The 22,834-nt window shown below is 69.2% G+C and carries 23 protein-coding genes; 12 read left to right on the forward strand and 11 right to left on the reverse strand.

Translation table 11 applies throughout. From position 1 onward, the window contains the following. Positions 1–56 precede the first annotated feature (56 nt). The gene (locus IE246_RS13920) at positions 57–1,481 is read left to right on the forward strand and encodes an alpha,alpha-trehalose-phosphate synthase (UDP-forming) (protein WP_189990618.1); all 1,425 of its coding nucleotides are present in this window, start codon (positions 57–59) and stop codon (positions 1,479–1,481) included. On the opposite strand, the gene IE246_RS13925 is transcribed toward IE246_RS13920, so the two are convergent. From IE246_RS13925 to IE246_RS13935, 3 genes are read right to left on the reverse strand one after another with little or no spacing between them, the layout of a single operon-like run. Continuing rightward, positions 1,482–2,300, reverse strand: a complete 819-nt coding sequence (locus tag IE246_RS13925; RefSeq protein WP_189990621.1) for a hypothetical protein — start codon at positions 2,298–2,300, stop codon at positions 1,482–1,484. Continuing rightward, positions 2,297–4,717 carry a Lon protease family protein gene (locus IE246_RS13930; protein ID WP_189990623.1) on the reverse strand — a complete coding sequence of 807 codons (2,421 nt, stop codon included), beginning with the start codon at positions 4,715–4,717 and terminating at the stop codon, positions 2,297–2,299. The genes IE246_RS13925 and IE246_RS13930 overlap by 4 nt, the downstream gene beginning before the upstream one ends. Positions 4,718–4,728: 11 nt before the next feature. Further along, positions 4,729–5,304, reverse strand: a complete 576-nt coding sequence (locus tag IE246_RS13935) for an HPF/RaiA family ribosome-associated protein (protein WP_189990626.1) — start codon at positions 5,302–5,304, stop codon at positions 4,729–4,731. A 201-nt stretch (positions 5,305–5,505) separates the two neighbouring features. On the opposite strand from IE246_RS13935, the gene IE246_RS13940 reads away from it, so the two are divergent. The 5 genes from IE246_RS13940 (at position 5,506) to IE246_RS13955 (ending at position 8,709) form a co-directional block, all read left to right on the forward strand. After that, positions 5,506–6,891, forward strand: a complete 1,386-nt coding sequence (locus IE246_RS13940; protein ID WP_189990628.1) for a nicotinate phosphoribosyltransferase — start codon at positions 5,506–5,508, stop codon at positions 6,889–6,891. A 103-nt stretch (positions 6,892–6,994) separates the two neighbouring features. Next, positions 6,995–7,279 (forward strand): alanine-zipper protein, encoded by a 285-nt coding sequence (locus IE246_RS13945; protein ID WP_189990630.1) that lies wholly within the window; start codon positions 6,995–6,997, stop codon positions 7,277–7,279. 50 nt (positions 7,280–7,329) lie between these two features. After that, positions 7,330–7,950 (forward strand): DUF2238 domain-containing protein, encoded by a 621-nt coding sequence (locus IE246_RS13950; RefSeq protein ID WP_189990631.1) that lies wholly within the window; start codon positions 7,330–7,332, stop codon positions 7,948–7,950. Positions 7,951–8,074: 124 nt separating this feature from the next. Beyond that, positions 8,075–8,275, forward strand: coding sequence for a hypothetical protein (locus IE246_RS27905; protein ID WP_229837119.1), 201 nt, complete (start codon positions 8,075–8,077; stop codon positions 8,273–8,275). Beyond that, the gene (locus tag IE246_RS13955) at positions 8,272–8,709 is read left to right on the forward strand and encodes a DUF3775 domain-containing protein (RefSeq protein WP_229837121.1); all 438 of its coding nucleotides are present in this window, start codon (positions 8,272–8,274) and stop codon (positions 8,707–8,709) included. The genes IE246_RS27905 and IE246_RS13955 overlap by 4 nt, the downstream gene beginning before the upstream one ends. A gap of 16 nt (positions 8,710–8,725) precedes the next feature. Here IE246_RS13955 and IE246_RS13960 read toward each other — a convergent pair whose 3' ends face one another. Both IE246_RS13960 and IE246_RS13965 read right to left on the reverse strand, forming a co-directional pair. Next, positions 8,726–9,502: a bifunctional DNA primase/polymerase gene (locus tag IE246_RS13960; RefSeq protein ID WP_189990634.1), complete on the reverse strand. Its 777-nt coding sequence runs from the start codon at positions 9,500–9,502 to the stop codon at positions 8,726–8,728. Continuing rightward, positions 9,499–10,728, reverse strand: a complete 1,230-nt coding sequence (locus IE246_RS13965) for an aminotransferase class V-fold PLP-dependent enzyme (RefSeq protein WP_189990636.1) — start codon at positions 10,726–10,728, stop codon at positions 9,499–9,501. The genes IE246_RS13960 and IE246_RS13965 overlap by 4 nt, the downstream gene beginning before the upstream one ends. A gap of 182 nt (positions 10,729–10,910) precedes the next feature. On the opposite strand from IE246_RS13965, the gene IE246_RS13970 reads away from it, so the two are divergent. Both IE246_RS13970 and IE246_RS13975 read left to right on the forward strand, forming a co-directional pair. After that, positions 10,911–11,462 (forward strand): hypothetical protein, encoded by a 552-nt coding sequence (locus IE246_RS13970; protein ID WP_189990638.1) that lies wholly within the window; start codon positions 10,911–10,913, stop codon positions 11,460–11,462. A 32-nt stretch (positions 11,463–11,494) separates the two neighbouring features. Then, entirely contained in the window at positions 11,495–11,782 is a 288-nt protein-coding gene (locus IE246_RS13975) for a flavin reductase family protein (protein ID WP_189990641.1), read from the forward strand. 12 nt (positions 11,783–11,794) lie between these two features. Here IE246_RS13975 and IE246_RS13980 read toward each other — a convergent pair whose 3' ends face one another. The 6 genes from IE246_RS13980 to acsA all read right to left on the reverse strand — a co-directional run bounded on the left by IE246_RS13980 (position 11,795) and on the right by acsA (position 17,870). Then, positions 11,795–12,514, reverse strand: a complete 720-nt coding sequence (locus IE246_RS13980; RefSeq protein WP_189990643.1) for a helix-turn-helix domain-containing protein — start codon at positions 12,512–12,514, stop codon at positions 11,795–11,797. A gap of 156 nt (positions 12,515–12,670) precedes the next feature. Further along, positions 12,671–12,922, reverse strand: coding sequence for an acyl carrier protein (locus tag IE246_RS13985; RefSeq protein ID WP_189990644.1), 252 nt, complete (start codon positions 12,920–12,922; stop codon positions 12,671–12,673). Continuing rightward, positions 12,919–14,106, reverse strand: a complete 1,188-nt coding sequence (locus tag IE246_RS13990) for a dihydrolipoamide acetyltransferase family protein (protein ID WP_189990645.1) — start codon at positions 14,104–14,106, stop codon at positions 12,919–12,921. Before IE246_RS13990 ends, IE246_RS13985 begins: the two co-directional genes overlap by 4 nt. Next, positions 14,099–15,109 (reverse strand): alpha-ketoacid dehydrogenase subunit beta, encoded by a 1,011-nt coding sequence (locus IE246_RS13995; RefSeq protein WP_229837124.1) that lies wholly within the window; start codon positions 15,107–15,109, stop codon positions 14,099–14,101. Before IE246_RS13995 ends, IE246_RS13990 begins: the two co-directional genes overlap by 8 nt. Next, a complete protein-coding gene (gene pdhA, locus IE246_RS14000) occupies positions 15,106–16,116 on the reverse strand; it encodes a pyruvate dehydrogenase (acetyl-transferring) E1 component subunit alpha (RefSeq protein ID WP_189990647.1) in 1,011 nt (336 codons plus the stop codon). Before pdhA ends, IE246_RS13995 begins: the two co-directional genes overlap by 4 nt. Further along, complete coding sequence (acsA, locus tag IE246_RS14005) at positions 16,113–17,870, reverse strand: acetate--CoA ligase (protein ID WP_189990649.1); 1,758 nt, start codon at positions 17,868–17,870, stop codon at positions 16,113–16,115. Before acsA ends, pdhA begins: the two co-directional genes overlap by 4 nt. Positions 17,871–18,028: 158 nt before the next feature. Here acsA and IE246_RS14010 point away from each other — a divergent pair, with 158 nt between their 5' ends. From IE246_RS14010 to IE246_RS14025, 4 genes are all read left to right on the forward strand, one after another. Continuing rightward, positions 18,029–18,394, forward strand: a complete 366-nt coding sequence (locus IE246_RS14010; RefSeq protein ID WP_189990652.1) for a SpoIIAA family protein — start codon at positions 18,029–18,031, stop codon at positions 18,392–18,394. Positions 18,395–18,481: 87 nt separating this feature from the next. Then, a complete protein-coding gene (locus IE246_RS14015) occupies positions 18,482–18,961 on the forward strand; it encodes a YbaK/EbsC family protein (protein ID WP_189990654.1) in 480 nt (159 codons plus the stop codon). Positions 18,962–19,181: 220 nt separating this feature from the next. Beyond that, positions 19,182–20,465 carry an SIR2 family protein gene (locus IE246_RS14020; protein WP_189990656.1) on the forward strand — a complete coding sequence of 428 codons (1,284 nt, stop codon included), beginning with the start codon at positions 19,182–19,184 and terminating at the stop codon, positions 20,463–20,465. Then, complete coding sequence (locus tag IE246_RS14025; protein WP_189990657.1) at positions 20,462–22,645, forward strand: ATP-binding protein; 2,184 nt, start codon at positions 20,462–20,464, stop codon at positions 22,643–22,645. Before IE246_RS14020 ends, IE246_RS14025 begins: the two co-directional genes overlap by 4 nt. Positions 22,646–22,834: the final 189 nt, after the last annotated feature.

A 22,834-nucleotide genomic window follows, 5' to 3' on the forward strand; every position in this document is an offset into this window, starting at 1 on the left:
GATCGGTGAGGGGGCGACAGCGGCCCAGGACAATGCGCATCGGCGCAGGGGGCTGCATGCGACGTGTCTTGATCGCATCGAACCGGGTCCCGCCCCTCGACGGGGATTCCAGAGCGGGCGGGCTGGCGATCGCCCTGCGGCCCGTTCTGGCGGAGCGTGGCGGGCTGTGGCTCGGCTGGAGCGGCCGGACCAGCGCCTCGCCGGCCGGTCGGGCCAGGTTGGCGGACGCCGGCAGTTTCGCGGTGGCGACGCTGGACCTGACCGAGCAGGAGCGCTCGCGGTACTATGACGGCATGGCGAACTGCGCGCTCTGGCCGGTCCTGCACGGCCGGCTCGATCTCGCCCGCTTCGACTACGCCGACTACACCGCCTACCGGACGGTCAACCGGCGGTTCGCCGACGCCCTGCTGGCCGAAGTCGGCCCGACCACGAGCGTCTGGGTGCACGACTATCACCTGATGCCGCTCGGCCGGATGCTGCGGAACCGCTGCGTGCGCGGGCCGATCGGCTTCTTCCTGCACGTCCCGTTCCCGCCGGCGGAAACCTTCGCCGCGATGCCCTGGGCGCTGGAACTGGTCGACGACCTCGCGGCCTACGACCTGGTCGGCTTCCAGACCCGGGCCTGCGTGCAGAACTTCCTCGATTTCGTGGAGCGGCACCGGCTCGGCCGTCGGGTCGGCGAGGACCTGGTGACCATCGGCTGGACGACGGTCCGGGTCGGCGCCTTCCCGGTCGGCGCCGACACGCACGGCTTCGCGGCCCTGGCGGCCTCGCCGGCGGTGGCCGCCCGCGCGGCCCGGCTTCGCGCGACCGCCGGATCGCCGCTGACCATCGCGAGCGTCGACCGGCTGGACTACAGCAAGGGGCTGGCCGAGCGGTTCCGGACCGTCGAGACGTTGCTGGAAAGGCACCCGGAATGGGCCGGGCAGGCGACACTGTTCCAGATCGCCGCACCGTCCCGGCTGCTGGTTCCGGAATACCGCGCGATCCAGGGTGAGCTCGAGGCGCTGTCGGGGCGCATCAACGCCCGCTTCGGCATGGTCGACTGGACCCCCATCCGCCTCATGCACCGCACCGTCGACCATGCCCAGGTCGCAGCCCTGTTGCGGGCCAGCCGGGTCGGCATGGTGACGCCGTTGCGCGACGGCATGAACCTGGTGGCCAAGGAATTCGTGGCCGCCCAGGACCCCGACGACCCGGGCGTTCTGGTGCTGTCCCGCTTCGCCAGCGCCGCCGAGGAACTGCCGACGGCCCTGCAGGTCAATCCGCATGACGTCGAAGCCACGGCCCGGGAACTGCGGACGGCGTTGCAGATGCCGCTCGACGAGCGCCGCGAGCGGTGGCGCACGATGATGGAGCACCTCGCGGTCCACGACGTGCACCGTTGGGGCCGCACCTTCCTCGAGACCCTGAGCAACAGCCGGTCGGGCGCGCCCGCCAACCGGCCGGCGCCGACCGGCCGGGAGGCCTGCATGGCGTGATCAGGCCGTCGGGTCGCCGTTCTTGCCGGTGCCGGCGACCAGCGTCGGGACCATGCGCTGCGTGGCGATCGAGGCGAACAGGCACGGGTCGTCGGCCGGCAGGGTCGGCCGGCTCAGGACCAGCAGACGCTCCCGGACGCCGCTCAAGGCGCGGCTCAGGTCCTGCAGGCTGAGCGGGCCACCGACGCCGGGGGAGCTTCCGTGGGCAGGCGGCGGCAGGTTCAGCAGGTCCTCGCCGATGGTCGCCGCCACCTCGGCCGCCAGCCGCTGGCCGGGGTCGTCGGGCCGGGGGGCGATCGACACCACCGGGCCGCGCCGCTGCAGAACCCGGTGCGGCATGTACAGCACCGGCACCGACGTCCTGGCGATGGTCTGCAGCAGACCCGCGAACGGGTAGCTCAGACGGGCCATCGGGTCGGTCGGCTCGACGACCACCAGCAGGTCACCCGGTTCCCTGCCGTCGAAATCGAGCGAGCTGGCGCTGGTCCGCGCGACCCGGAACCCGGCGGTCAGTCCGACACCGCCGGCCAACCGGGCCAGGCGCTCCCGCATCATCGCCGCCGCGGTCGCGAAGTCGGCCGCCAGCGTGTCGGGCGTGAACGTCCCGCCGGGACGGACGCCCCGGCCGACCTGCCGGGTCAGCGGCGACGACGACCACTCGAGCAGCGGGGCGTCCTCCACGAAGATGCCCAGCAGCTGGGACTCCATGGTGCGCGCGAGGCGCACCGTGGCCTCGAGCGCCGACGACGACCCGGCCGCATCGTGGAAGCCGACGACCAGTCGCCGGATCACCCGCGGAGCCGACTGAGGGTCGGTCATGTCACGCGTCCTCCGAGTTCCCGCGCGCCGGCCTCGCCGACGACCGAGCGGCGGGCCTTCGCGAACGTCGCCAGACGGTCCTCGACCAGACGGTTGACCGTGCCCTCGGCGAAGGTTCCGTCCGGCCCGCGCTCCCCGACCGGCGACCCGGTCATCAGCGCCAGCCCCTGGTCGACCGTGGCGACCGGGTAGACGGCGAAGCGCCCCTCCGCACAGGCCTCGATCACGTCCTCGCGCAGCATCAGGTGCTGGACGTTGGCCTCCGGGATCAGCACGCCCTGGCTGCCGGTGAGCCCGCGCGCCCGGCAGATGTCGAAGAAGCCCTCGATCTTCTCGTTCACGCCGCCGATCGCCTGCACGGTGCCGTGCTGGTTGACCGAGCCGGTGACCGCAAGGTCCTGCCGCAACGGCACCTCCGCGAGGGCCGACAGCAGGGCGTACAGCTCGGCCGACGACGCGCTGTCGCCGTCGACGCCGCCGTAGGACTGCTCGAACACCAGGCTCGCCTGCAGCGAGATCGGCGCCTCCAGCGCATAGCGGCCGCTCAGGAACCCCGACAGGATCAGCACGCCCTTGGAATGGATCGGCCCGCCGAGCTCGACCTCGCGCTCGATGTCGACCACCTTGCCGGCCCCCGGGCTGACGCGGGCGGTGATCCGGGTCGGCCGGCCGAACATGAAGCCGCCGAGCTCCAGGACGCTCAGCCCGTTGATCTGCCCGACCGCCGAGCCGCTGGTGTCCACCAGCGCGATGTCGCGCAGGATCGCCTCCTGGCTGCGCTCGCGGATCCGGCTGGCCCGCCTGATCTGCTCGGCGATCGCCCGGTCCACGTCGGCCGCCCGGATGATCGGCGCGCCGTCCTTCTTCGCCCAGTACTCGGCCTCGACCAGCAGGTCGCCGATCTTCTCGACCGCCAGGGTGAGCTTGGCGGCGTCGCCGGCCAGCCGGGCGGCCCGGTCGACGACGCGGGCGACGGCGTCGCGGTCCAGCGGCGCGAGCTGCTTGGCGCGCGCCAGGGTCGCCACCAGCCTGGCATAGGTGACCTCGGCATCGTCCTTGCGATCGACGGCGTCGTCGAAGTCGGCCAGCACCTTGAAATGCTCGCGGAACTCCGGATCGAGGGCCGCCAGCAGGTAGTACAGTCGCCGTTCGCCGAACAGCACGATCTTGAGACCGAGCGGGATCGGGTCGGGCTCGAGCGAGATCGTGCTGGTCAGGCTGAGCAGGTCGACCGCGCTCTCGATGCGGATCTGCTGGGCCTTCAGCCCGCGCTTCAATGCGGTCCAGGCAAACGGTTCGGTAAGGACGGAACGGGCGTCCAGCAGAAGATAGCCGCCGTTCGCCCGGTGCAGGGCGCCCGGCTTGATCAGCCGGAAGTCGGTGATCAGCACGCCCTGCCGCGACACGTGCTCGATCCGGCCGACCAGGTTGGACAGGGACGGGTGCAGTTCCTGGACGACCGGTGCGCCCTCCCCTTCCGGGCGCGTGACCAGCAGGTTCACCTCGTAGCGGTCGAACGGCGCCACCACGACGGCGTCGCCCTCCTGGTTTTCCTCGCCACCCTGCTGGGGAATGAACAGGCCGACATTGTCGACGAGGTCGGTCCGCACGTGCTCGAGGTGCCCGAGCACCTTCGGCAGGTCGGCGAACGGCGCCTTGAGCTCGTCGATCAGGTGACCGACCGCGTTCTCGGTGGTCTCCTGGCCGAGCTTGCGGAGGTCCATGCGGCGCTGCTTGTCCCACACCGGCACCGACCGCAGGATCGCCTCGAGCTTCTTCTCCAGACCCTGGATGGTCTCGTGGACCCGGTTGCGCGTCGCCTCGGGAAGCTCGTTGAACGCCTCGGGCCGCAGCACCTGCCCGTCCTTCATCGGTGCCAGCGTGAAGCCGAACGGCGTGCGGATCACCGCGATGTCGGCCGCGGTCGCCTCCTCCTGCAGCGCCTTGAAGGCGGCTTCCTGCTTCTGGCTGAAGGCCTGCTCGATGACGGTCCGGCGAGCCTGGTAGTCGTCGCTCTCGAACGCCGCCGGCAACGCCACCTTGAGGTCCTGGACCAGCGCGCGCATGGCGTCCCGGAAACCCGGGCCGCGCCCCGGCGGCAGCTCCATGGCGATCGGCTTGTGCGGCTCGGCGAAGTTGTTGAGGTAGACCCAGTCGCTCGGCGGCGGGGCCGAGCGCGCCCGGTCCTCCAGCAGCGCCTTGACCGCCTCGTCGAGGCTGTCGGGCGACGCCCCGACGACGAACAGGTTGAACCCCGGCGCCGAGACCTCGGCGCCGAAGTCGATGGCCGCGCTCGCCCGGTCCTGCGCGACCATCAGGTCGACGTCCGACAGGTCGGCAGTGGTTCCGAAAGCCAGTCCCGACAGGTCGCACCGAAGGGCCAGGCGCTCGCGCTCGAGCGGTTGCGGAGCCTCCATCACCGGCCCGGTCACTCGACGATGTGATGCTTGCCGACGGGGACGATGGTGGAAGCCTGCGGGCCGTGCTCGCCTTCGCCCTCCGCGACCACGATGCGGACCTCGCTGCCCTGTTCGAGCTGGTTGAAGGCGTCCCCGGCGACGGCGTTCTGATGGAAGTAGATCTCGCGGCCGTCGCTGGCATCGACGAAGCCGTAGCCCTGCTCGGGAAACAGTCGGATCACCCGGCCGTGCAGCGGCGCCTCGTGGGTCTTCACATGCCCGCCGAGCTTGCGCGAGTGGTCCTGCAGAAGCCTGCGGGCGGCCGCGAACGCGTCGCGGATCGCCACGTAGACGTCCTCGTGGGCATGGCTCTGCGGCTTGGCGCGGTTGACGTCGAGCGACCCGGACGGCGGCACCTTCATGTGGATGCCGACCTGGTACAGATCGCCCTTGCGATGGGTCTTGTTGGCGGCCTCGATCACCACCCGGATCGAACCGGTGCGGTCGAAGAACCGGTCCAGCTTCTCCGCCTCCTTGTGGACGCGCTGCTCGACGAACTCCGAATGATCCATGTTCTTGAAGACGATCTCGATCGGGGTCGACACGGGTTCCTCCTGATGCTTTTGGGTGAAGGGTGGCGCCGTCTCGGCGGGGCACGCATTGACCGGAGTCAATTCCGCGCCACCCGCCGTTGACCCATCTCAACGACGCCCGGGCCGGCCGCGGTCACCCTGTTGCGGTCACCCTGCTGCGGCGCGCACACCCGCAGGGACGGCCGAGCGGGACGATCCCGGGAGACCACCGACGTGGATCAGGACGACCGGAGCACAGGTGCCGGGGACAACGGTCTCGGGCTGTTCACCGACCTCTACGAGCTGACGATGGCGCGCGCCTACCAGGCGCTCGGCATGGCCGGCGAGGCGGTGTTCAGCCTGTTCGTCCGCAAGCTGCCGGCAAGCCGCAACTTCCTGCTGGCGTGCGGGATCGAGCGCGCCGTCGACATCCTCGAACGGCTGCGCTTCGACGCCGGCGACCGTGCCTACCTCGGCACCCAGCCCGGGTTCGACCAAGCCTTCCTGGACAGTCTGTCGAGCCTGCGCTTCACCGGCGACGTCCACGCCGTCGCGGAAGGTACGCCGGTGTTCGCGAACGAACCGATCCTGGAGGTCGTGGCGCCGATCGCGGAGGCCCAGCTCGTCGAGACGGTGCTGATGAACGTGGTCGGCCTGGAGACCGTAATGGCATCGAAGGCCGCGCGTATCGTCGCGGCGGCAGCCGGCCGGCCGGTGATCGATTTCGGCAGCCGCCGGGCCCAGGGGATCGACGCCGCGCTGTACGGGGCCAGGGCGTTCTACCTCGCCGGCGTGGCCTCGACCTCGAACGTGCTGGCGGGCCGGCGGTTCGGCATCCCGGTCGCCGGGACCATGGCGCACAGTTTCGTGCAGGCCTGCGACGACGAGATGCAGTCTTTCCGCGGGTTCGCCGGCGTGCACCCGGAGACCGTCCTGCTGGTCGACACCTACGATACCCTGCACGGGGTCGACCGGGTCGTGGCGCTCGCCCGCGAGCTCGGCAACCGCTTCCGGGTGCAGGGCGTCCGCCTCGACTCCGGCGACCTGGGCGCCCTGGCGACCGCAACCCGGCAACGCCTCGACGCCGCCGGCCTCGAGCGGGTCGGGATCGTCGCCAGCGGCGGCCTGGACGAGCATGCGATCGCCCGGCTGCTGGCCGACGGGGCGCCGATCGACGCTTTCGGCGTCGGCACCGACATGAGCGTGTCCGCCGACGCACCGGCCCTGGACATCGCCTACAAGCTCACCGCCTACGGCGGCGAGGGCCGCATGAAGCTGTCGACCGGCAAGCGCACCCTGCCCGGGCGCAAGCAGGTGTTCCGACGGTTCCGCGACGGTACCGCCGACGGCGACACGATCGCCCGGCACGACGAGGCCCTGCCCGGAACCCCGCTGCTGCAACCGGTCATGGCGGGGGGACGACGGACCGCCCCGCCACGGCCGCTCGCGGCCGTCCGCTGGCACGCCGCCGAGCAGGTGACGGCGCTGCCCGATCCGGTACGCGCGTTGTCCGCGTCGGCCTACCCGGTGGTCGTCAGCGACGCGCTCGCCGCCGACGAGCGCGCGGTGCACGCCCGGATCGCATCCGCCAACCGGGCGGCGGGACCGCCGGACGCATGATCGAGATCAATGCCGCCGGCCATGCATGTGCCAGCGTGTCGCCATCGCCGCGCCGCCACGGTCACGGGTGGAGGGCCGGCATCGTCCTGTGAGGAGAAGTGTGATGCCCGTATTGCGGAGTCTTGCCGTCGCCAGCGTTCTCGTCGCCACCGCCGCCCTCGGCGGATGCGCCAGCCAGGGCGAGATGGGCAGCGTGAACAGCCGGCTCGGCGACCTCGAGAAGAGCGTTCAGGCGATCAACCAGCGGCTCGACTCGATGATGGACCACAACAAGATGGCCGCCGAGAAGGCCGCCAAGGACGCCGCCGACGCCAAGCGGGCGGCCGAGGCCGCGGCGGCGAGCAGCGCCAAGGTCGAGGAGGCGTTCCGGAAGTCGCTCCGCAAGTAGTCCGCTGAACGTCGCGCGGCGCTGACAGCCATCGGCCGGGGCCCTCCCGGATGACCGACCAGCGGCTCCGGGAAGGTCTCGCGGTCGGCTACGGGGGGCTGTGGCTGGCGCTCGCGGTGGCGCCACTCGACCGGGGCGACTGGGCGCTGGAGAACCTGCTGGTCGTGGCGTTCGTCGCGATCCTGTGGCGTACCGGCGCGTGGCTGTCGCTCAGCCGCGCGTCGTTCCTGTGTATCCTGGCGTTCCTGTGCCTGCACGCGGTCGGCGCGCACTATACCTACTCCCTGGTGCCGTACGACCGCTGGGCCGAGGCGCTGACGGGCTCGACCCTCAACGGGATGCTGGGCTTCGAGCGCAACCACTACGACCGGCTGGTCCACCTCGCCTACGGCCTGCTGCTGACCGCACCGATCCGGGAGATCCTGCCGCCGACGGACCGCATAGGGACGGCCTGGCGCCTGTTCCTGCCGGTGGCGGTGGTGCTGAGCCTCTCGGCCGCCTACGAGATCCTGGAATGGGCGGCCGCGGCCACCCTGGGCGGCGAGATCGGCATCGCCTATGTCGGTGCCCAGGGCGACGTCTGGGACGCCGAGAAGGACATGGCCCTGGCGACCGCCGGTGCGCTGCTCACCAGCGCGCTCGCCATCGTCTCCGAGCGGCTGCGGGCTTGATCTGCGTCAATGTCACGCCGGTGGCACCGGCGCTTCATATCAATGACGCATTCCGTCGATATCAACCGGCCGTGCCGGGGGAAGGCGTGGGGATCGGCACATCCGCTCACAGGGAGGATGTCCAATGACCGCTTTTCAGTCACCCGACAGCCGCGCCGCACCACTGACGCGGGACCGGCACGGGCCGCTCGGCGCGACGTGGCCGGTGTCTCCCCTGGCCCTGGCCGCCCTCGTCGACATGGGAATGACGGACGAGACCATCGGGCGGTACTTCGGGGTCGATCCCGCCGAGGTCCGCCGGGAGCGCAAGGAGATACCATCGTGAACCCAGCGCCCTCGGAGGAGGACGGCGATGCCCTGGAACTCGACCTCGCGAGGATCTGCTTCATCGTCGTCAAGGCACGCGCCTTCGACGCGCAGGAGGAGGTCGTCGAGCCCGACTACGGGTCGGACGCGGTCGACGACCAGGCGCGCCAGGTCCTGGAAGCCTACGGCGACGACCCGACCTATCAGGAGCTCTGCCAGGCGATCGACGACCTGAGCGAGGAGGAGCAGTGCCGGCTGGTGGCGCTGGCCTGGATCGGCCGCGGGACCTACGAGCGGGGCGACTGGGACGAAGCGCTGGAGGCGGCCCGGGACGGCCACACCGATCATACCGCGCAGTACCTGACCAGCATGCCGTTGCTCGGCGACTATATCGAGGAAGGCCTGGCGGCCTTCGGGCTGAGCTGCATGGAGCTCGAGGGCGAGCACCTCTAGGCCGGCGGGAACCGCCTCAGTCCCGCTTCTCGTGCAGGTGCGCGATGTTGCGCACGACCTGGGCAACCTCGTCGTCGTCGAGCGGCGGCCGGCAGCGCAGCCGGTTCCAGCCCAGCATCAGTTCGAGCGCGATCTCCGGATCGACCTCGTGCCACAGCAGGTGCCCGGTGAGCGAGGCGACGGTGCTGTTCCGCTCGCCCTCGGGCACGCCCTCGCGCACCAGCGACCGCCAGTCGGCCAGTCTTCGACCGGCCCGGACACCATGTGGGTCGAGCAGCCAGAACGGCATCGCCGCCGGCTCCCGCTCCGCCGGCGAACAGCCGTCGCGCCAGGCATAGCGCCGGCCGTTCGGGTGCACCGACGGCGGCGCGACGATGTAGCCGCCGTCGCCCCGCAGATCCAGGCCGGGGCGAAGCCCGGCGCGGTTCGACACCTCGCTGCCGGGATGCCGGAAGTACAGGTGCCGCCCGCCGCCGCCGGAGATCGATTCCACGGTATCGGCAAGCGGCCCGTGCTCGCGTTCCAGCCGTTCCAGCGACTCCGCACCGCCGTGCTTCGGGTCGACGTCCAGCACCACCAGATGCGAGATCGCGCCGGTCACGATGCCGACATTGGCGTCCGGCCACCGGTCGTACCATTTCCCGACCGTTTCGGCGCTCGCCGCGTGCTCCTGCAACGCCTCCCAGGCGATCAGCGGGCGCTTGTCGCCCGGGCGCAGCGGGACCACCGACCAGCCGCGGGCGGCATAGTCCAGGGCCGCCGGGCCGCAGCCCTCGGCGCCTCCCCCGCTCATCGCCGCAGGTCCCGGAGCGCCCGGTCGACGCCGGCGACCAGGGCGTCGACGTCGCTCTCCAGGTTGTACAGCGCGAAGCTGGCCCGCGCCGTCCCCGGCACCCCCAGGGCGTCGTGCAGCGGCTGCGCGCAGTGATGTCCCGAGCGCAAGGCCAGGCCGTCGCGGTCGAGCCGCCGGCAGAGCTCAAGGCTGTCGATCCCCTCGGCCACGAAGCTGACCACCGGGCCGCGTCGGTCGAGATCGGTCGGTCCGACGATCCGAACCCCGGGCAGGCCCTGCAGCCCTTCGATGGCCCGCCGCGTCAGGTTCCGCTCGTGCGCCCGGACCGCCGTCCAGTCGAGCCCGCCCAGCCAGTCGAGCACGGCGCCGAGGCCGACGGCACCGCCGAGCGGCGGCGTGCCCGCCTCGAACCGCCGCGGCGGGTCGGCGAAGGTCGCGGTCTGCAGCGTCACCTCGCGGATCATCTGGCCGCCGACCAGGAACGGCGGCAGCGCCGCCAGCGCCTCCTGCCGGCCCCACAGCACGCCGATGCCGGTCGGCCCGTACACCTTGTGGCCCGAGAACGCGTAGTAGTCGACACCGAGCGCCGGCAGGTCGACGGGCCCGTGCGGTGCGCCCTGGGCGCCGTCGAGCAGCACCTGGGCGCCGACCGCCCGCGCCGCCGCCACCACCCGGGCGACGTCGGTTTCCGCCCCGGTCACGTTCGAGCACTGGGTGATCGCGACCAGGCGGGTATCGGGATGCAGGATCTGCTCGAGCCGGTCGAGGTCGAGCCGGCCGTCCGGGCGGACCGGGATCACCTCCAGCCGGACGTCGCGATGATGGGCCAGGCGCTGCCAGGGCAGCAGGTTGCTGTGGTGTTCGAGCTGGGTCACCACGATCCGGTCGCGCGGCCCGACCAGCTCGGTCAGCGCGCCGGCCGCGATGTTGATGGCCGAGGTGGCGCCGTAAGTGAACACGACCTCCCGCGGCACGACACCGAGATAGCGGGCGACCGCCGCGCGGGCATGGTCGTAGGCCGCCTGGGCCGCCCGCGAGCGGCGGTGCGGCGTGCCGTGGACGTTGCCGCGCGCCTCGATCTCGAAGGCGCGCTGCGCCGCCAGGACGACCTCGGGAACCTGCGCGGTCGCGGCATTGTCCAGGTAGATCAGGTCGGGAGCTGCCAGCCCCGGGAACTGGCGCTTGATGACCGCGGGGTCGAAACCGGTTTCTCCGTCGGCCGCCATGTCGATCGCTCCACCGCACCGTCTGTGGGAAGCATGGCAGCCCGCCCACCGCACGCCTTGACCTGGGTCAGTCGGGCCCGCCCGGCCATTGATCCATGTTAATGCGGCACCGCTCAGGCCCGCCAAAGTCGACGAGGCGGCCCTGGCGCCGCTGCCTCGCAGGCCGTTCGGAGGTCAGGGACATGAGCGTCATCGCCGCCATGACATGCAGCGCGACAGGGGCGACCTGGATCGGCAGCGACACGCTGATGTGCTCGGCCACGTTGCGGCAGATCGTCGGACCGAAGTGGATCCGGCACAGCCCCTGGGCCCTCGGGGTCGCGGGCCACCTGCGGGCACTCAACCTGTTCCAGCACAACGCCGCCGAGCTCCTCGGCAACCTCGACGGACCGTTCGAGTTCGCCGGCCGGGCGCGGGAGCTGCTGAAGGCGGACGGCTTCACGACCGAAACCAACGGCAACGGCGGGCCGATCGTCTACGGCCAGATGCTGATACTGGCGCGCCCCGGCGCGGTCTGGGCCATCGCCGCCGACTTTTCGGTCATGTCCCTGGCGCCCGATCGCCTGTGGGCCGAGGGCAGCGGACGCGAGCTGGCGGTGGGCGCCGGCCACGCCCTGGTGAACTCGGGATTCCACCTTGCCGCCGACGACGTCGTGCGCCGGGCCGTCGAGACCGCCATCGCCTACGAGACGAGCTGCGGCGGCGAGGCCTGGGTGGACCGGCTGACGGCCTGAACTGCCGGGACGCATCGGCACGGAGGGATGCGATGAAGGACCTACCTCTCTCGGAGGTCTACCGGCTCCTGGAACCGGGGCCGGTGGTCCCGCTGACCACCGCGCGGGACGGCCGCCCCAACGTCATGACCATGTCGTGGCACATGATGGTGGACTTCGAGCCACCGCTGGTCGCCTGCGTGGTGAGCGACGCCGACCACAGCGCGACCGCCCTGTCCGCGACCGGCGAATGCGTCACCGCGATCCCCGAAGTCGATCGGGCGGCGAAGGTGGTCGCGGTCGATGGCGAGATCATCCAACTCGACTCGGCCAAGCCGTAGGCCGCGGCCGGGTCAGCAGATCCCCGGCCGGCGCGCCCAGCCGTCGCCGTCGGCCCCGCCGGTGGCGAGGTCCTCCAGCTGGTCGAGATCCAGGAACTCGACGCTCACCGGGCACGGCAGGGCGATCAGGCCGTCGTTCCGGAGCTTGGTGAAGGTCCGCGAAACCGTTTCTGTGGTCAGCCCGAGATAGTCCGCGATGTCGGTACGCGACATCGGAAGGTCGATGCTGTCCGCATAGTCCCCGTCCTCGTCGGCGGCGAGGCTCAGCAGGAAGCTCGCCACCTTCTCGACCGCCGACTTGCGGCCGAGGAGCAGCATCTGGTCCTGGGCCCGCCGCAGGTCGTTGCACATCTCCGCCAGGATGCGCCGGGCCAGCCCCGGCTCCGCGTCGATGCGACGCTCGAAGGCGGCACGCGGGTGGCGGCGCAGGACCGCCGGCGTCACCGCTTCGGCGGTGCACAGGCATTCGCCGCTCTGGGCGACGCCGAGCAGCCGGCCGCCCGACACGAAACCGGTCACCTGCCGCCGGCCGTCCACCATGACCTTGTGAAGACGCAAGGTGCCGCTGACGACCTCGAACACGCTGTCGGCGACGTCGCCCTCGGCGAACACGATGGTCCCCGCGGCCACTCGCTGGACCGGGGTGCCGGCCGGTCGCGCCGCACCCGGCCGCACCGCCAGGGGCGAGAAACCGTCGTTGCCGGAAAGCTGCGAAGCGAAGTGCGCACCCATGACTGACCCCGATCCCTGTCGCATCGGTCTTGATTGATCCGATGCGACAAGCATGGTCGAGCCCGGTAACACGCCGATGACGACAACCGCCTGTTGTGTGAACCCTTCGAGACGAAGTGTGACGTTGTGTGACAGTCCCTGCTGGCGACAGGAGCGTCAGGCGTCCTGCAACTTCCCCGAAAGGTAGCCGAGACAACCCTCCAGGCTCGCCACTTTGGGATAGTCGATCTCCGGGATCTCGACGCCGAGGCTCCGGTGAAGGGCGATGGCGAAGTTCAGGAGGTCCATGGAGTCGAAGTCGAACTGGTCGCGGAACGGCGTGGCCGGGTCGACCGTCTCGTCCTCAATGTCCGGTGCCACGCCGGTCAGCGCCGCCAGCACCGCCGCCCTGATCTCGTCCTCGGTCATGCGAGTGTCTCCGGAGTTTGAAGGAGCCGGTCGAGCGCGCGCAGGTACAGGGCGCCCCGGTGGCCGTCGCTGGCCCGATGGTCGGCGGCCAGGCTGGCGCTGATCACCCGTCGGGATTCGATCGTCCCGTCGACCGACCACGGCCGTTCCACGACGCTGCCGAAGCCGACGATGGCGACCTGCGGCGGGTAGATCACCGGGAACACGGTCTCGACGCCGTTCTCGCCGAGGCTGGTCACCGTGACCGTCGGGTCCGACAGTTCCGAGGCGCGCAGCCGGCCGGTCCGGGCGCGCTGCACGAGGTCCCGGAACGCCGCCATGACGTCGCCGAGTTCCCTGGTGTCCGTGTCGCGGATCGCCGGCGCCACCAGGCCGCCGCGCCGCAGGGCGATCGCCGCGCCGACGTGGATCCCCGTTCCCGGCACGAACGCGTCGTCGCGCCAGAAGCCGTTGAGCTCGGGCACCTCCTTCAGCGCCAGGGCCGCGGCCTTGATCAGCAGAGCGCCGTACAGGAGCCGCTCGGCGACCGGCCGCCGCCGGTTCTCGGTCTCCAGCCAGTCGAGCGCCCGGGTCAGGTCGATGGTGGTGGCGAGGTAGTAATGCGGGATCTCGCGCTTGGAACGCGCCATCGCCGCGGCGATCGCCCGCCGCATGGCGGCCGCCGCATCACCGGTCGGCTTGGCCGCCGGAGCGGGAACCGGGGCCGGAGCGGCCGCGCCGGCGCGCTCGACGTCCACCAGGGTGACCGCGCCGTCGGCTCCGGTGCCGGTCAGCGTCTCCAGATCGACGCCCAGGTCCCGCGCCCGCTGTCGGGCCGCCGGCGACACCCGGGCACGGGAGGCCGCGGCGGGCGCCGTCGGCTCGGCCGGCTTCCGGGGCTTGGCGGCCTTCGGTGCCACCGGCTCGGACGCGGGTGTCGGTGTCTCGGGCGCCGGCGCCGCCGGCTCGCCCTCCCCGCGGATATGCGCGATCACCGTGCCGACCGGCACCTCCGTGCCGGGCTCGACCACCAGCCGGTCGACGACGCCGGCCTGGAAGGTCTCGATCTCGATCGCGCCCTTCTGGGTCTCGACCACGGCGACGATGTCGCCGCGCGCCACCGTGTCGCCCGGCTTCACCAGCCACTCGACCAGGGTCCCGGCCTCCATGTCGGAGCCGAGCGACGGCATTCGGAACTCAGCCATGGTTCCCCATCAGATGCTCGACCGCCCGGATGATCTTGTCGGTCTGCGGCAGCGCCGCGTCCTCCAGGTGCTTGGCGTACGGGATCGGCACCTCCTCGCTGCACACCCGGGCGACCGGGGCGTCGAGGTCGTAGAATGCCTGCTCCATGATCCGCGCCATGATCTCGGCGGCGATGCCGACGCTGCGCCAGCCCTCGTCGACGATCACCGCCCGCCGGGTCCGGCGCACCGAGCCGAGGATGGTCGCGTCGTCGAGCGGCCGGAGTGTCCGCAGGTCGACGACCTCGGCGTCGACCCCCTGTCCGGCGAGGCTTTCCGCCGCCGCCAGGGTCTTGCCGAGGCTGCCGCCATAGGTGATCAGGCTGACGTCGCGACCGGGCCGCCGGATCGCCGCCCGGTCGATGTCGACCGCCCCGGCATCGGCCGGGATCTCGCCCTTGTCGTTGTACAGCAGGGCGTTCTCGAAGATCAGCACCGGGTCCGGGCAGGCCAGCGCCGACGCCAGCATGCCGCGGGCGTCCTCGAGGGTCGCCGGGGTCACCACCCGGATGCCGGGGATGTGGGCGTACCAGCCCTCCAGGCTGTGCGAATGCTGGGCGGCCAACTGCCGGCCGCCGCCGGTCGCCATGCGGATGACCAGCGGGATGCTGAACTGGCCGCCCGACATGTGCCGGATGGTGGCGGCGTTGTTCACGATCTGGTCGATCGCCAGCAGGCTGAAGTTGACCGTCATGATCTCGACGATCGGCCGCATGCCGCCGAGTGCCGCCCCGATGCCGGCGCCGACGAACGAGGATTCCGACAGCGGCGTGTCGCGGATCCGCTCCGGCCCGAACTCCGCCAGTAGCCCGGTGCTGACGGCGTAGCAGCCGCCGTAGCGGCCGACGTCCTCGCCCATCAGGAACACCCGGGGATCGGCTTCCAGGGCCTCGCGCAGCGCCGCCCGCACCGCCTCGCGATAGGTCAGGGCGATCGTCCCGCCGTTCGCGGTCTGGGCCGTCATGCCGCGTCCTCCTCGGTGTAGACGTCGCGGGCCAAGTCGCCGACCGGCTCCCATTCGCTCGCCTCGGCGAACGCCACCGCCGCGTCGACCTCGCGGGCGACCTCGGCCTCGATCCCGGCGAGCGCGGCGTCGTCGAGCAGCCCCGCCTCCCGCAGCCGCTGCGAGAACGTCACGATCGGCCCGCGCTGCTTCCAGGCCTCGACCTCCTCCTTGTTCCGGTACAGCTCCGGGTCGAACATCGAGTGCGGCCGGAACCGGTAGGTCCGCAGTTCCAGGAAGTACGGCCCCTCGCCGGCCCGGATCGCCTCGGTCGCGCGCCGCGCCGCCGCCCCGACCGCCAGCACGTCCATGGCGTCGACCGCCTCCGACGTCATGCCGTAGCTGGCCGCCTTCGCATGGATGTCGGTGTTCGACTCGGAGAGCTGCAACGCCGTTCCCATGGCGTAGAGGTTGTTCTCGCACAGGAACAGCACCGGCAGGTTCCACAGCGCCGCCAGGTTCATGGATTCGTGGAACTCGCCCTCGGCGACCGCGCCTTCGCCGAAGAAGCAGGCGGCGACGTTGGGCCGGCCCTGCATTCTCTCGGCCAGCGCCAGCCCGACCGCCAGCGGCAGGCCGCCGCCGACGATGGCGTTGCCGCCGTAGAACCGCGTGGCCGCGTCGAACAGGTGCATGGAGCCGCCGCGGCCGCGGCTGCAGCCGCCCGCCTTGCCGTACATCTCGGCCATCACCGCGCCCATCGGCATGCCGCGGGCGAGCGCGTGGCCGTGCTCGCGGTAGGTCGCGACGATCGCGTCCTCCGGCACCAGCGTCGGCATCACGCCGACCGGGATCGCCTCCTCGCCGATGCACAGGTGCAGGAAGCCGCGGATCTTCATGGCGCTGTACAGCTCGGCGCACTTCTCCTCGAACCGGCGGATGCGGATCATGCCGCGCAGCAGGTCGAGGGCCTGCGCCCGCTCCGGCAGCGCCGGCCGGTCGTCGTTCGTGGCCTCGGTCGGGGTCATGTGCCGCTCTCCAGGGTCGAGGTGTCGCCCTCGGGCAGGCCGAGCTCGCGCGCCTTCAGCAGCCGGCGCATGATCTTGCCGCTGCGGGTCCGGGGCAGGTCCTTCAGGAAGTCGATCTCGCGCGGGGCGACGGCGGCGCCGAGCCGCTTGCGACAGTGCCCCAGCAGCTCCCGGCGCAGCGGCTCGCCGGCCTCGAAGCCGGGCTTCAGCGCGACGAACGCCTTGACCACCTCCATCGCGACCGGGTCGGGCTTGCCGATCACGCCGGCCTCGGCGACCGCCGGGTGCTCCATCAGCGCGCTCTCGACCTCGAACGGGCCGATCAGGTGGCCGGCCGACTTGATCACGTCGTCGGCCCGGCCGACGAACCAGAAGTAGCCGTCGGCGTCGCGGCGGGCCAGGTCGCCCGACAGGTACCAGCCGCCGGCGAAGCACTTGGCGTAGCGCTCCTCCTCGTTCAGATAGCCGCGGAACATCGACGGCCAGCCGGGCCGCAGGGCCAGTTCGCCCTCGCGGTCGGGCTCGTCGATCACCCGCACGCCGCCGTCGTCCAGGCGTTCGACGACCGCCGCTTCGATGCCTGGCAGCGGCTTGCCCATCGAGCCGGGCCGGATGTCCATGGCGGCGTAGTTGGCGATCATGATTCCGCCGGTCTCGGTCTGCCACCAGTTGTCGTGGAACGGCAGGCCGAACGCCTCCACGCCCCAGACCACGCCTTCCGGGTTCAGCGGCTCGCCGACGCTGGCCAGGAACCGCAGGCTGGAGGTGTCGAAGCCGCGGATCGGCTCGATCCCGAGCTTCATCATCATGCGGATCGCGGTCGGCGCGGTGTACCAGACCGTCACCTTCTGGTCCTGCAGGGTGCGGTACCAGCGCTCGGCGTCGAACTCCTCCTCGTCGACCAGCAGGGTGACGCCGACCGACAGCGGACCGATGATCCCGTAGGAGGTGCCGGTGACCCAGCCGGGATCGGCGGTGCACCAGAACACGTCCTCGGGATGCAGGTCGAGCGCCAGCCGGGCGGTCGCGTGGTGGGCGACGATGGCGCCGTGGACGTGGATCGCGCCCTTCGGGCGGCCGGTGGTGCCGCTGGTGAAGTGCAGCAGCGCCATGTCCTCGGGGTCGGTCGGCGCGATCGCGAAGGCGTCGCCGGCATCGGCGGTCAGCGCCGCGAAGCCGAGGGTGCCCGGAACGCTGCCGTCGCCGTCGATCAGGATCACGTGCCGCAGCTCCGGCAGCTCGGCCCGCATCGGCTCGACCTTGCGGCGGTACAGCGCCGTGGTGGTCACCAGCACCCGGGCCGAGCCGAGGGTCATCCGCGACTTGATCGGCTCCGGCCCGAACGCCGAGAACAGCGGGCAGAACACGCTGCCGGCCTTCAAGGTGCCGAGGGCGGCGACGTACAGTTCCGGCACCCGCCCGGCGAGCGCGAACACCCGCTCGCCCTTCGCGACGCCGAGGCCCTTCAGCGCGTTCGCGAACCGGCTGGTGAGGGTACGCAGCTCCGCGTAGCTGATGTCGCGGACGGCCCCCGACCTGGCGATCCAGCGGATGGCGGTGTGGCCGGCCCGCGGTCCCGCGGCATGCCGGTCGACCGCCTCGTGCGCGATGTTCAGCCCATCGCCGCCCGGCAACCCGTCGAGCGCGGCGCGAGCGCTCACCCAGCTGAACTCGCTCCGGACGCGATCGTAGTCGCCGAGATTGGGGGCAACCGGGCCGGTCCCGTTCTTCTTGTGGATCGGTTCCCACTGCATCGGACGCTCACGCCTCCCTCGGTCGTGGCTCGCAACGTCGACGAGTGTCGGGGACCGGCCCCGCTCGCGCGTTGATGTCGATCAACGCGCCGACGGGTGGCGCTCCGTAGCGTGCGACCCACCTGTCCGACGGGGGCCGTAGCGCTGAGGAGACAGACGTGATCGAGATCCTGCAAGGCTATCCGGACGACGTCGTGGCGATCGCCGGCAAGGGCGTCATCAGTGCGGAGGACTACCGTTCGGTGCTGATCCCGGCGGTCGAGAAGGCGCTGGAGCGACACCGGAAGGTCCGGCTGCTGTACCGCATCGGCCCCGACTGCACCGGGTTCGAGCCCGGCGCGATGTGGGAGGACTTCCGGGTCGGCGTCGAGCATCTGACCCGCTGGAACCGGGTCGCCGTCGTCACCGACACCGAGTGGATCCGGCACACCATGAGCGCGATCGGCTTCCTGATTCCGATCGACATCAGGATCTTCTCCCTGGCCGAAAGCGACGCCGCCCGGGACTGGGTGACCGCCGACTGACGGGGGTGCATCGGCGGCGGCGGCCGCACCGATTGCCAGCGGGCCGAGACTGGGCTAGAGCGGCGCAACGCAACCGGAGCCCCACCCATGCCCCTGAAGCCGAGTGCCCAGCGCGTGCAGGACCTGCTCGCCGAAGGCGGGTTCGACCTGACGGTCGTCGAGATGCCGGATTCCACGCGGACCTCCGCCGACGCGGCCGCGGCCTGCGGCTGCACGGTGGCGCAGATCGGCAAGTCGCTGGTGTTCCAGGCCAAGCAGAGCGGCCGGCCGGTGCTGGTGGTGGCCAGCGGCGTGAACCGGGTCGACGAGAAGAAGATCGCCGCGGCACTCGGCGAGAAGATCGGCCGCGCCGACCCCGAGTTCGTGCGCGCCTCGACCGGCTTCGCGATCGGCGGGGTGGCGCCGATCGGACACGCCGTGCAGCCGGCGGTCTACCTGGATGCCGACCTGATGGCGCTGGAGCGGATCTGGTGCGCGGCCGGCACGCCGAACGCGGTGTTCGAGCTGACCCCGGCCGACCTCCAGGCGATGACCGGCGGCACGGTGCTCGACGTCCGCAAGGATTGACGGGCGGCGGCGCCCGGCCCCGTTCCCTGTCGTCCTGAGGTGCCCGAAGGGCCACCGCCGAGCGAATAGAGCATCCGGCTCTTCAGGGTGGGGAGCGGCCGTTCGCTGCTTCGTGCCTAGAGCTTCGTTTCGCTAAATGGGCAGACCTATCCACTGCAGTCGATAGCACCTAGTCTACCCTCGGTAGCAGAGTGTGTTTCCGACATTTGAGGTCTGTCTGATGCAATGGGCCCATGACCACATCGTTCATATTGGGGGTGAGACAGAAGCGCCCGACGATCCAGCCAGTGAAGTCGGCGCTTGGCGGAAGCGGATTGAGCCTTGGCTGTCCGCAGTATTTCAGGCGGAGCACCTCTCGCTTCTGCTCGGAAATGGCTTCACGACTGGCATAGCCAATCACGCAGGCGGCGCCCCAACAAGCATGGCCGGTTCCGGTTTTGGCGGATGCCCGAATGAAGACAAGGTGGCAGCTCGTGCTAAAAAGCTGGCAGATGCCATGGGAAGAGGCAGTGCCAACATTGAGGACCAACTTTCGGCGGCACTTGCCCTTCTTGCAGGTTTGCAGATTCTCGAACATACGGATGTCGCTGCGTGGGAGGCGGCGATCGACAACGTACTCGGTGGATTTATCAAGGATGTTCTGGCTACAGAAAAAAGCATCAGCGACGGTATCGATGACGAGCCTACCGGCGGCGGACCGCTAGCCAGGGAAATCCTTGTTTCGTTCTTAATGAGCTTTGCCAGCAGGGCCGCTTCGAGGGAACGGCTGCACATTTTCACGACCAACTACGATCGCCTTATTGAACGCGGCTGTGATTATGCCGGGCTGCGTATCATCGACCGCTTCACCGGCGCGCTTGAGCCGGAATTTAGGTCTTCGCGACTGCATGTGGACATGCACTACACGCCGCCGGGAATACGAGGCGAGCCGCGCCACCTGGAAGGCGTCATACATCTGACCAAGCTTCACGGCTCGCTCGACTGGCGATATGACAAGCCGCGATTGTATCGGATCGGTCTACCTTTCGGGGCCGATGCCGGGCATCCAGCGGTGCCGAGTAGCCCGCGGAGTTCGGTGATGATCTATCCCAACGCAGTCAAGGACGTTGAGACTGCGGCCTATCCCTATGCCGACCTATTCCGCGATTTCTCGTCGTCAATATGCCGGCCCAACAACGTGCTCGTTACCTATGGATACGGTTTTGGGGATGACCATATCAACAGGGTCATCGCGGACATGCTCACGATTCCGTCCACGCATCTCGTAATTCTGGCCTGGGGTCAGAAACCGCATGAACGGATCGCATCGTTCGTTTCTCGTATCGGCAGGCCGCAGCAGCTCACACTGCTGATTGGCAAACATTTCGGCGATATCCGGACGCTGGTTGAACACTATCTGCCGAAACCGGCTATCGATCCGCTCACGATCCGCATGAGCGAACTTGTGGAGCGGCGCGGCAAGATCACGACCAAAGAGCCGAGTGAAGACGGTGGCTCACCATGACCACAATTGTCGAACGCATCGGCACGCTCTCGATAGGCCGCGTTGAAACCGTCACCGCCGAAGCGCTGCGCATAGCTCTTTTCAACGAGACGCCGCAGGCAACAGCGCTCAATACCGGGACGCCTACCGGCTTTCCGCGCGTCAACGCCTATATGTTGATACCGAATGAGACCGGCGCGGTCGTTGCGGTGATCAAGGAAATTTCCATCGTGCGCGCGAAGCCAGCTTCAGTAAGGCACGACGACACCCTTGTGGACCTTCCATATCCCGACCGAACCGTCATCGCCATTCCGTTCGGCACTCTTTTGCGCGAAGGAAATGACGGCGACAGCCAGCCGCTCTATGCCCTGGAACGGGGCGTTCCGGTATTGCCGTCCGTTGGAGACCCGGTACTTCTTCCAACTGCAACACAGCTACGCTCTATTGTTGAAGCCAAGACCGACGACCGGCTGATCCAGATCGGCACCGCGCCATTTGCCGGTAATGCCCGTGTGTGGGTGCATCCCGACAAGCTTTTTGGCCGTCATCTTGCTGTGCTCGGTAATACCGGCAGTGGAAAGTCCTGCTCCGTCGCCGGCATTGTCCGCTGGTCTCTTGAAAGTGCAGCCGCTGCGGCACAAGCAGTATTTCAGGAGGGCGCACAAGTACAGCCAGCCAACGCCCGGTTCATAGTTCTCGACCCCAATGGCGAGTACTCTCAGGCGTTTAGTGATCGCACCCTACCTGTCAGGCGGTTCTCTGTCGGCGGCAAAGACGGCGCGAATCCGCTGACCGTGCCGGGCTGGTTGTGGAACGGACAGGAGTGGGCGGCATTCACATCCGCACAGCCCGGCGTTCAGCGCCCGATATTGCTGAGGGCGCTGCGCCAATTGCGCAATGCCGGTTCGTCAGCCATGACCGCGCGTGCGCAGGTGATTAGGCGTTACACAGGGTATGTCAGGCAGGTCGAACAACTCTACGCGGACCTACCTCAGAGCGTTGCCGGCTTTCCGCGCAACCGTGACTTCGGGTCCCTACTAGAAGGACTGCTTGGCCTCATCCAATCGGATGAAACAACACTTGCTACGTACGGCAAGGACGCTGCTGATCTTGCCGCCGCCGTCATAGTAATTCGTGCTCCTATCGAAACTGTACGCGCATCGCGCCATTGGACCTCTGCGAACTCATCCGGGTACAACGACTTCCAGCCCGGTGACCTTCAAACCGTTCTCACGGCACTACGAACGATCACCGATGTATTTCCGATCACTGTCACTCACGGTGAGATCAGTGAAGACGCGCCGGTCCGGTTTGACGTTTCGGCGCTTCCCGACCGTATACACGATGTTGCGATGGCGACTGGCGGGCAGGCTCTGAATAATGTCGAGCCACTGATCAACCGTGTACAGGTTATGCTTGGCGATGCCGGGCTCCGGCCGGTCATCGATACCGCCGGTGCGACATCCCTCGGCGAATGGCTCGCAGCCCTGCTTGGCCCCAGCAAAGGCTCTCCCGAGCCGCTCGCGATACTTGATCTCTCACTCGTGCCTTCGGATGTTGTTCATATTGCCGTAGCTGTTATCTCCCGGCTGATATTCGAGGCCCTACAGCGTCACATCAAAGAGACGAACAAGGCCCTTCCGACCGTGCTGGTGCTTGAGGAAGCGCACAGCTTCGTGCGTAAGGACGCGGACGTTGGCGCGAGCGCGCAGGCCGCCGATTTGTGCCGACAGACTTTTGAGCGGATAGCCAGAGAGGGCCGAAAATTTGGTCTTGGATTGGTGCTGGCTTCGCAGCGCCCGTCCGAACTCTCGCCGACCGTTTTGGCGCAGTGCAATTCATTCTTGCTACACCGCATCGTCAACGACGTTGATCAGAATCTTGTACGCCGTCTTGTCCCCGACGCCCTGGGTGGGCTTCTCGGCGAACTTCCAACACTGCCTTCACAGCAAGCAATCCTTCTCGGATGGGCCGTCCCCACACCCGTTCTCGTTCGTGTTCGCGACCTTCAAAAGACGCAGCGCCCGCGTTCCGATGACCCCCACTTCTGGAAGACGTGGCTCGGTCAGGAAGGGGCGCCGCCGAATTGGACAGGAATTGCGGAATCCTGGGAAATGCGGGAAGACGAATCTCACGGAACGGACAGAACCGAAGATGTTGCTTACAGAGATTCCGATCCCGAACCAGATATTCCACTCTAATTCGGAGAGTGTCTGGAGGCGGGACCCACACTTGATAGCTACCCCACCATGACCACTTCGAGTCTAATACTCTCGGCTAGAAACGAACGGAAAGCAGTGAAGGATGGTACGCGTCGTGCGGATGACGCATTGGTCGCCAGCCATGAGTTAAAATACTAAATCAGGGGCGCCTTCTCGCCCCCGACTTCG

The organism is Thalassobaculum fulvum (assembly GCF_014652915.1).
Taxonomy (GTDB): Bacteria; Pseudomonadota; Alphaproteobacteria; order Thalassobaculales; family Thalassobaculaceae; genus Thalassobaculum_A; species Thalassobaculum_A fulvum.

What these genes read in the sequence shown, in the direction of transcription:
- IE246_RS13960 (WP_189990634.1), bottom strand. Translation starts at nt 9,502, where the DNA reads ATGAGCGGGGGAGGCGCCGAGGGCTGCGGCCCGGCGGCCCTGGACTAT.
- IE246_RS14025 (WP_189990657.1), top strand. Translation starts at nt 20,462, where the DNA reads ATGACCACAATTGTCGAACGCATCGGCACGCTCTCGATAGGCCGCGTT.
- IE246_RS13990 (WP_189990645.1), bottom strand. Translation starts at nt 14,106, where the DNA reads ATGGCTGAGTTCCGAATGCCGTCGCTCGGCTCCGACATGGAGGCCGGG.
- IE246_RS13995 (WP_229837124.1), bottom strand. Translation starts at nt 15,109, where the DNA reads ATGACGGCCCAGACCGCGAACGGCGGGACGATCGCCCTGACCTATCGC.
- IE246_RS13980 (WP_189990643.1), bottom strand. Translation starts at nt 12,514, where the DNA reads ATGGGTGCGCACTTCGCTTCGCAGCTTTCCGGCAACGACGGTTTCTCG.
- pdhA (WP_189990647.1), bottom strand. Translation starts at nt 16,116, where the DNA reads ATGACCCCGACCGAGGCCACGAACGACGACCGGCCGGCGCTGCCGGAG.
- IE246_RS13925 (WP_189990621.1), bottom strand. Translation starts at nt 2,300, where the DNA reads ATGACCGACCCTCAGTCGGCTCCGCGGGTGATCCGGCGACTGGTCGTC.
- IE246_RS13950 (WP_189990631.1), top strand. Translation starts at nt 7,330, where the DNA reads ATGACCGACCAGCGGCTCCGGGAAGGTCTCGCGGTCGGCTACGGGGGG.
- IE246_RS13965 (WP_189990636.1), bottom strand. Translation starts at nt 10,728, where the DNA reads ATGGCGGCCGACGGAGAAACCGGTTTCGACCCCGCGGTCATCAAGCGC.
- IE246_RS13930 (WP_189990623.1), bottom strand. Translation starts at nt 4,717, where the DNA reads ATGGAGGCTCCGCAACCGCTCGAGCGCGAGCGCCTGGCCCTTCGGTGC.
- IE246_RS13970 (WP_189990638.1), top strand. Translation starts at nt 10,911, where the DNA reads ATGAGCGTCATCGCCGCCATGACATGCAGCGCGACAGGGGCGACCTGG.
- IE246_RS13945 (WP_189990630.1), top strand. Translation starts at nt 6,995, where the DNA reads ATGCCCGTATTGCGGAGTCTTGCCGTCGCCAGCGTTCTCGTCGCCACC.
- IE246_RS27905 (WP_229837119.1), top strand. Translation starts at nt 8,075, where the DNA reads ATGACCGCTTTTCAGTCACCCGACAGCCGCGCCGCACCACTGACGCGG.
- IE246_RS13985 (WP_189990644.1), bottom strand. Translation starts at nt 12,922, where the DNA reads ATGACCGAGGACGAGATCAGGGCGGCGGTGCTGGCGGCGCTGACCGGC.
- IE246_RS13920 (WP_189990618.1), top strand. Translation starts at nt 57, where the DNA reads ATGCGACGTGTCTTGATCGCATCGAACCGGGTCCCGCCCCTCGACGGG.
- IE246_RS13975 (WP_189990641.1), top strand. Translation starts at nt 11,495, where the DNA reads ATGAAGGACCTACCTCTCTCGGAGGTCTACCGGCTCCTGGAACCGGGG.
- acsA (WP_189990649.1), bottom strand. Translation starts at nt 17,870, where the DNA reads ATGCAGTGGGAACCGATCCACAAGAAGAACGGGACCGGCCCGGTTGCC.
- IE246_RS14020 (WP_189990656.1), top strand. Translation starts at nt 19,182, where the DNA reads ATGCAATGGGCCCATGACCACATCGTTCATATTGGGGGTGAGACAGAA.
- IE246_RS14015 (WP_189990654.1), top strand. Translation starts at nt 18,482, where the DNA reads ATGCCCCTGAAGCCGAGTGCCCAGCGCGTGCAGGACCTGCTCGCCGAA.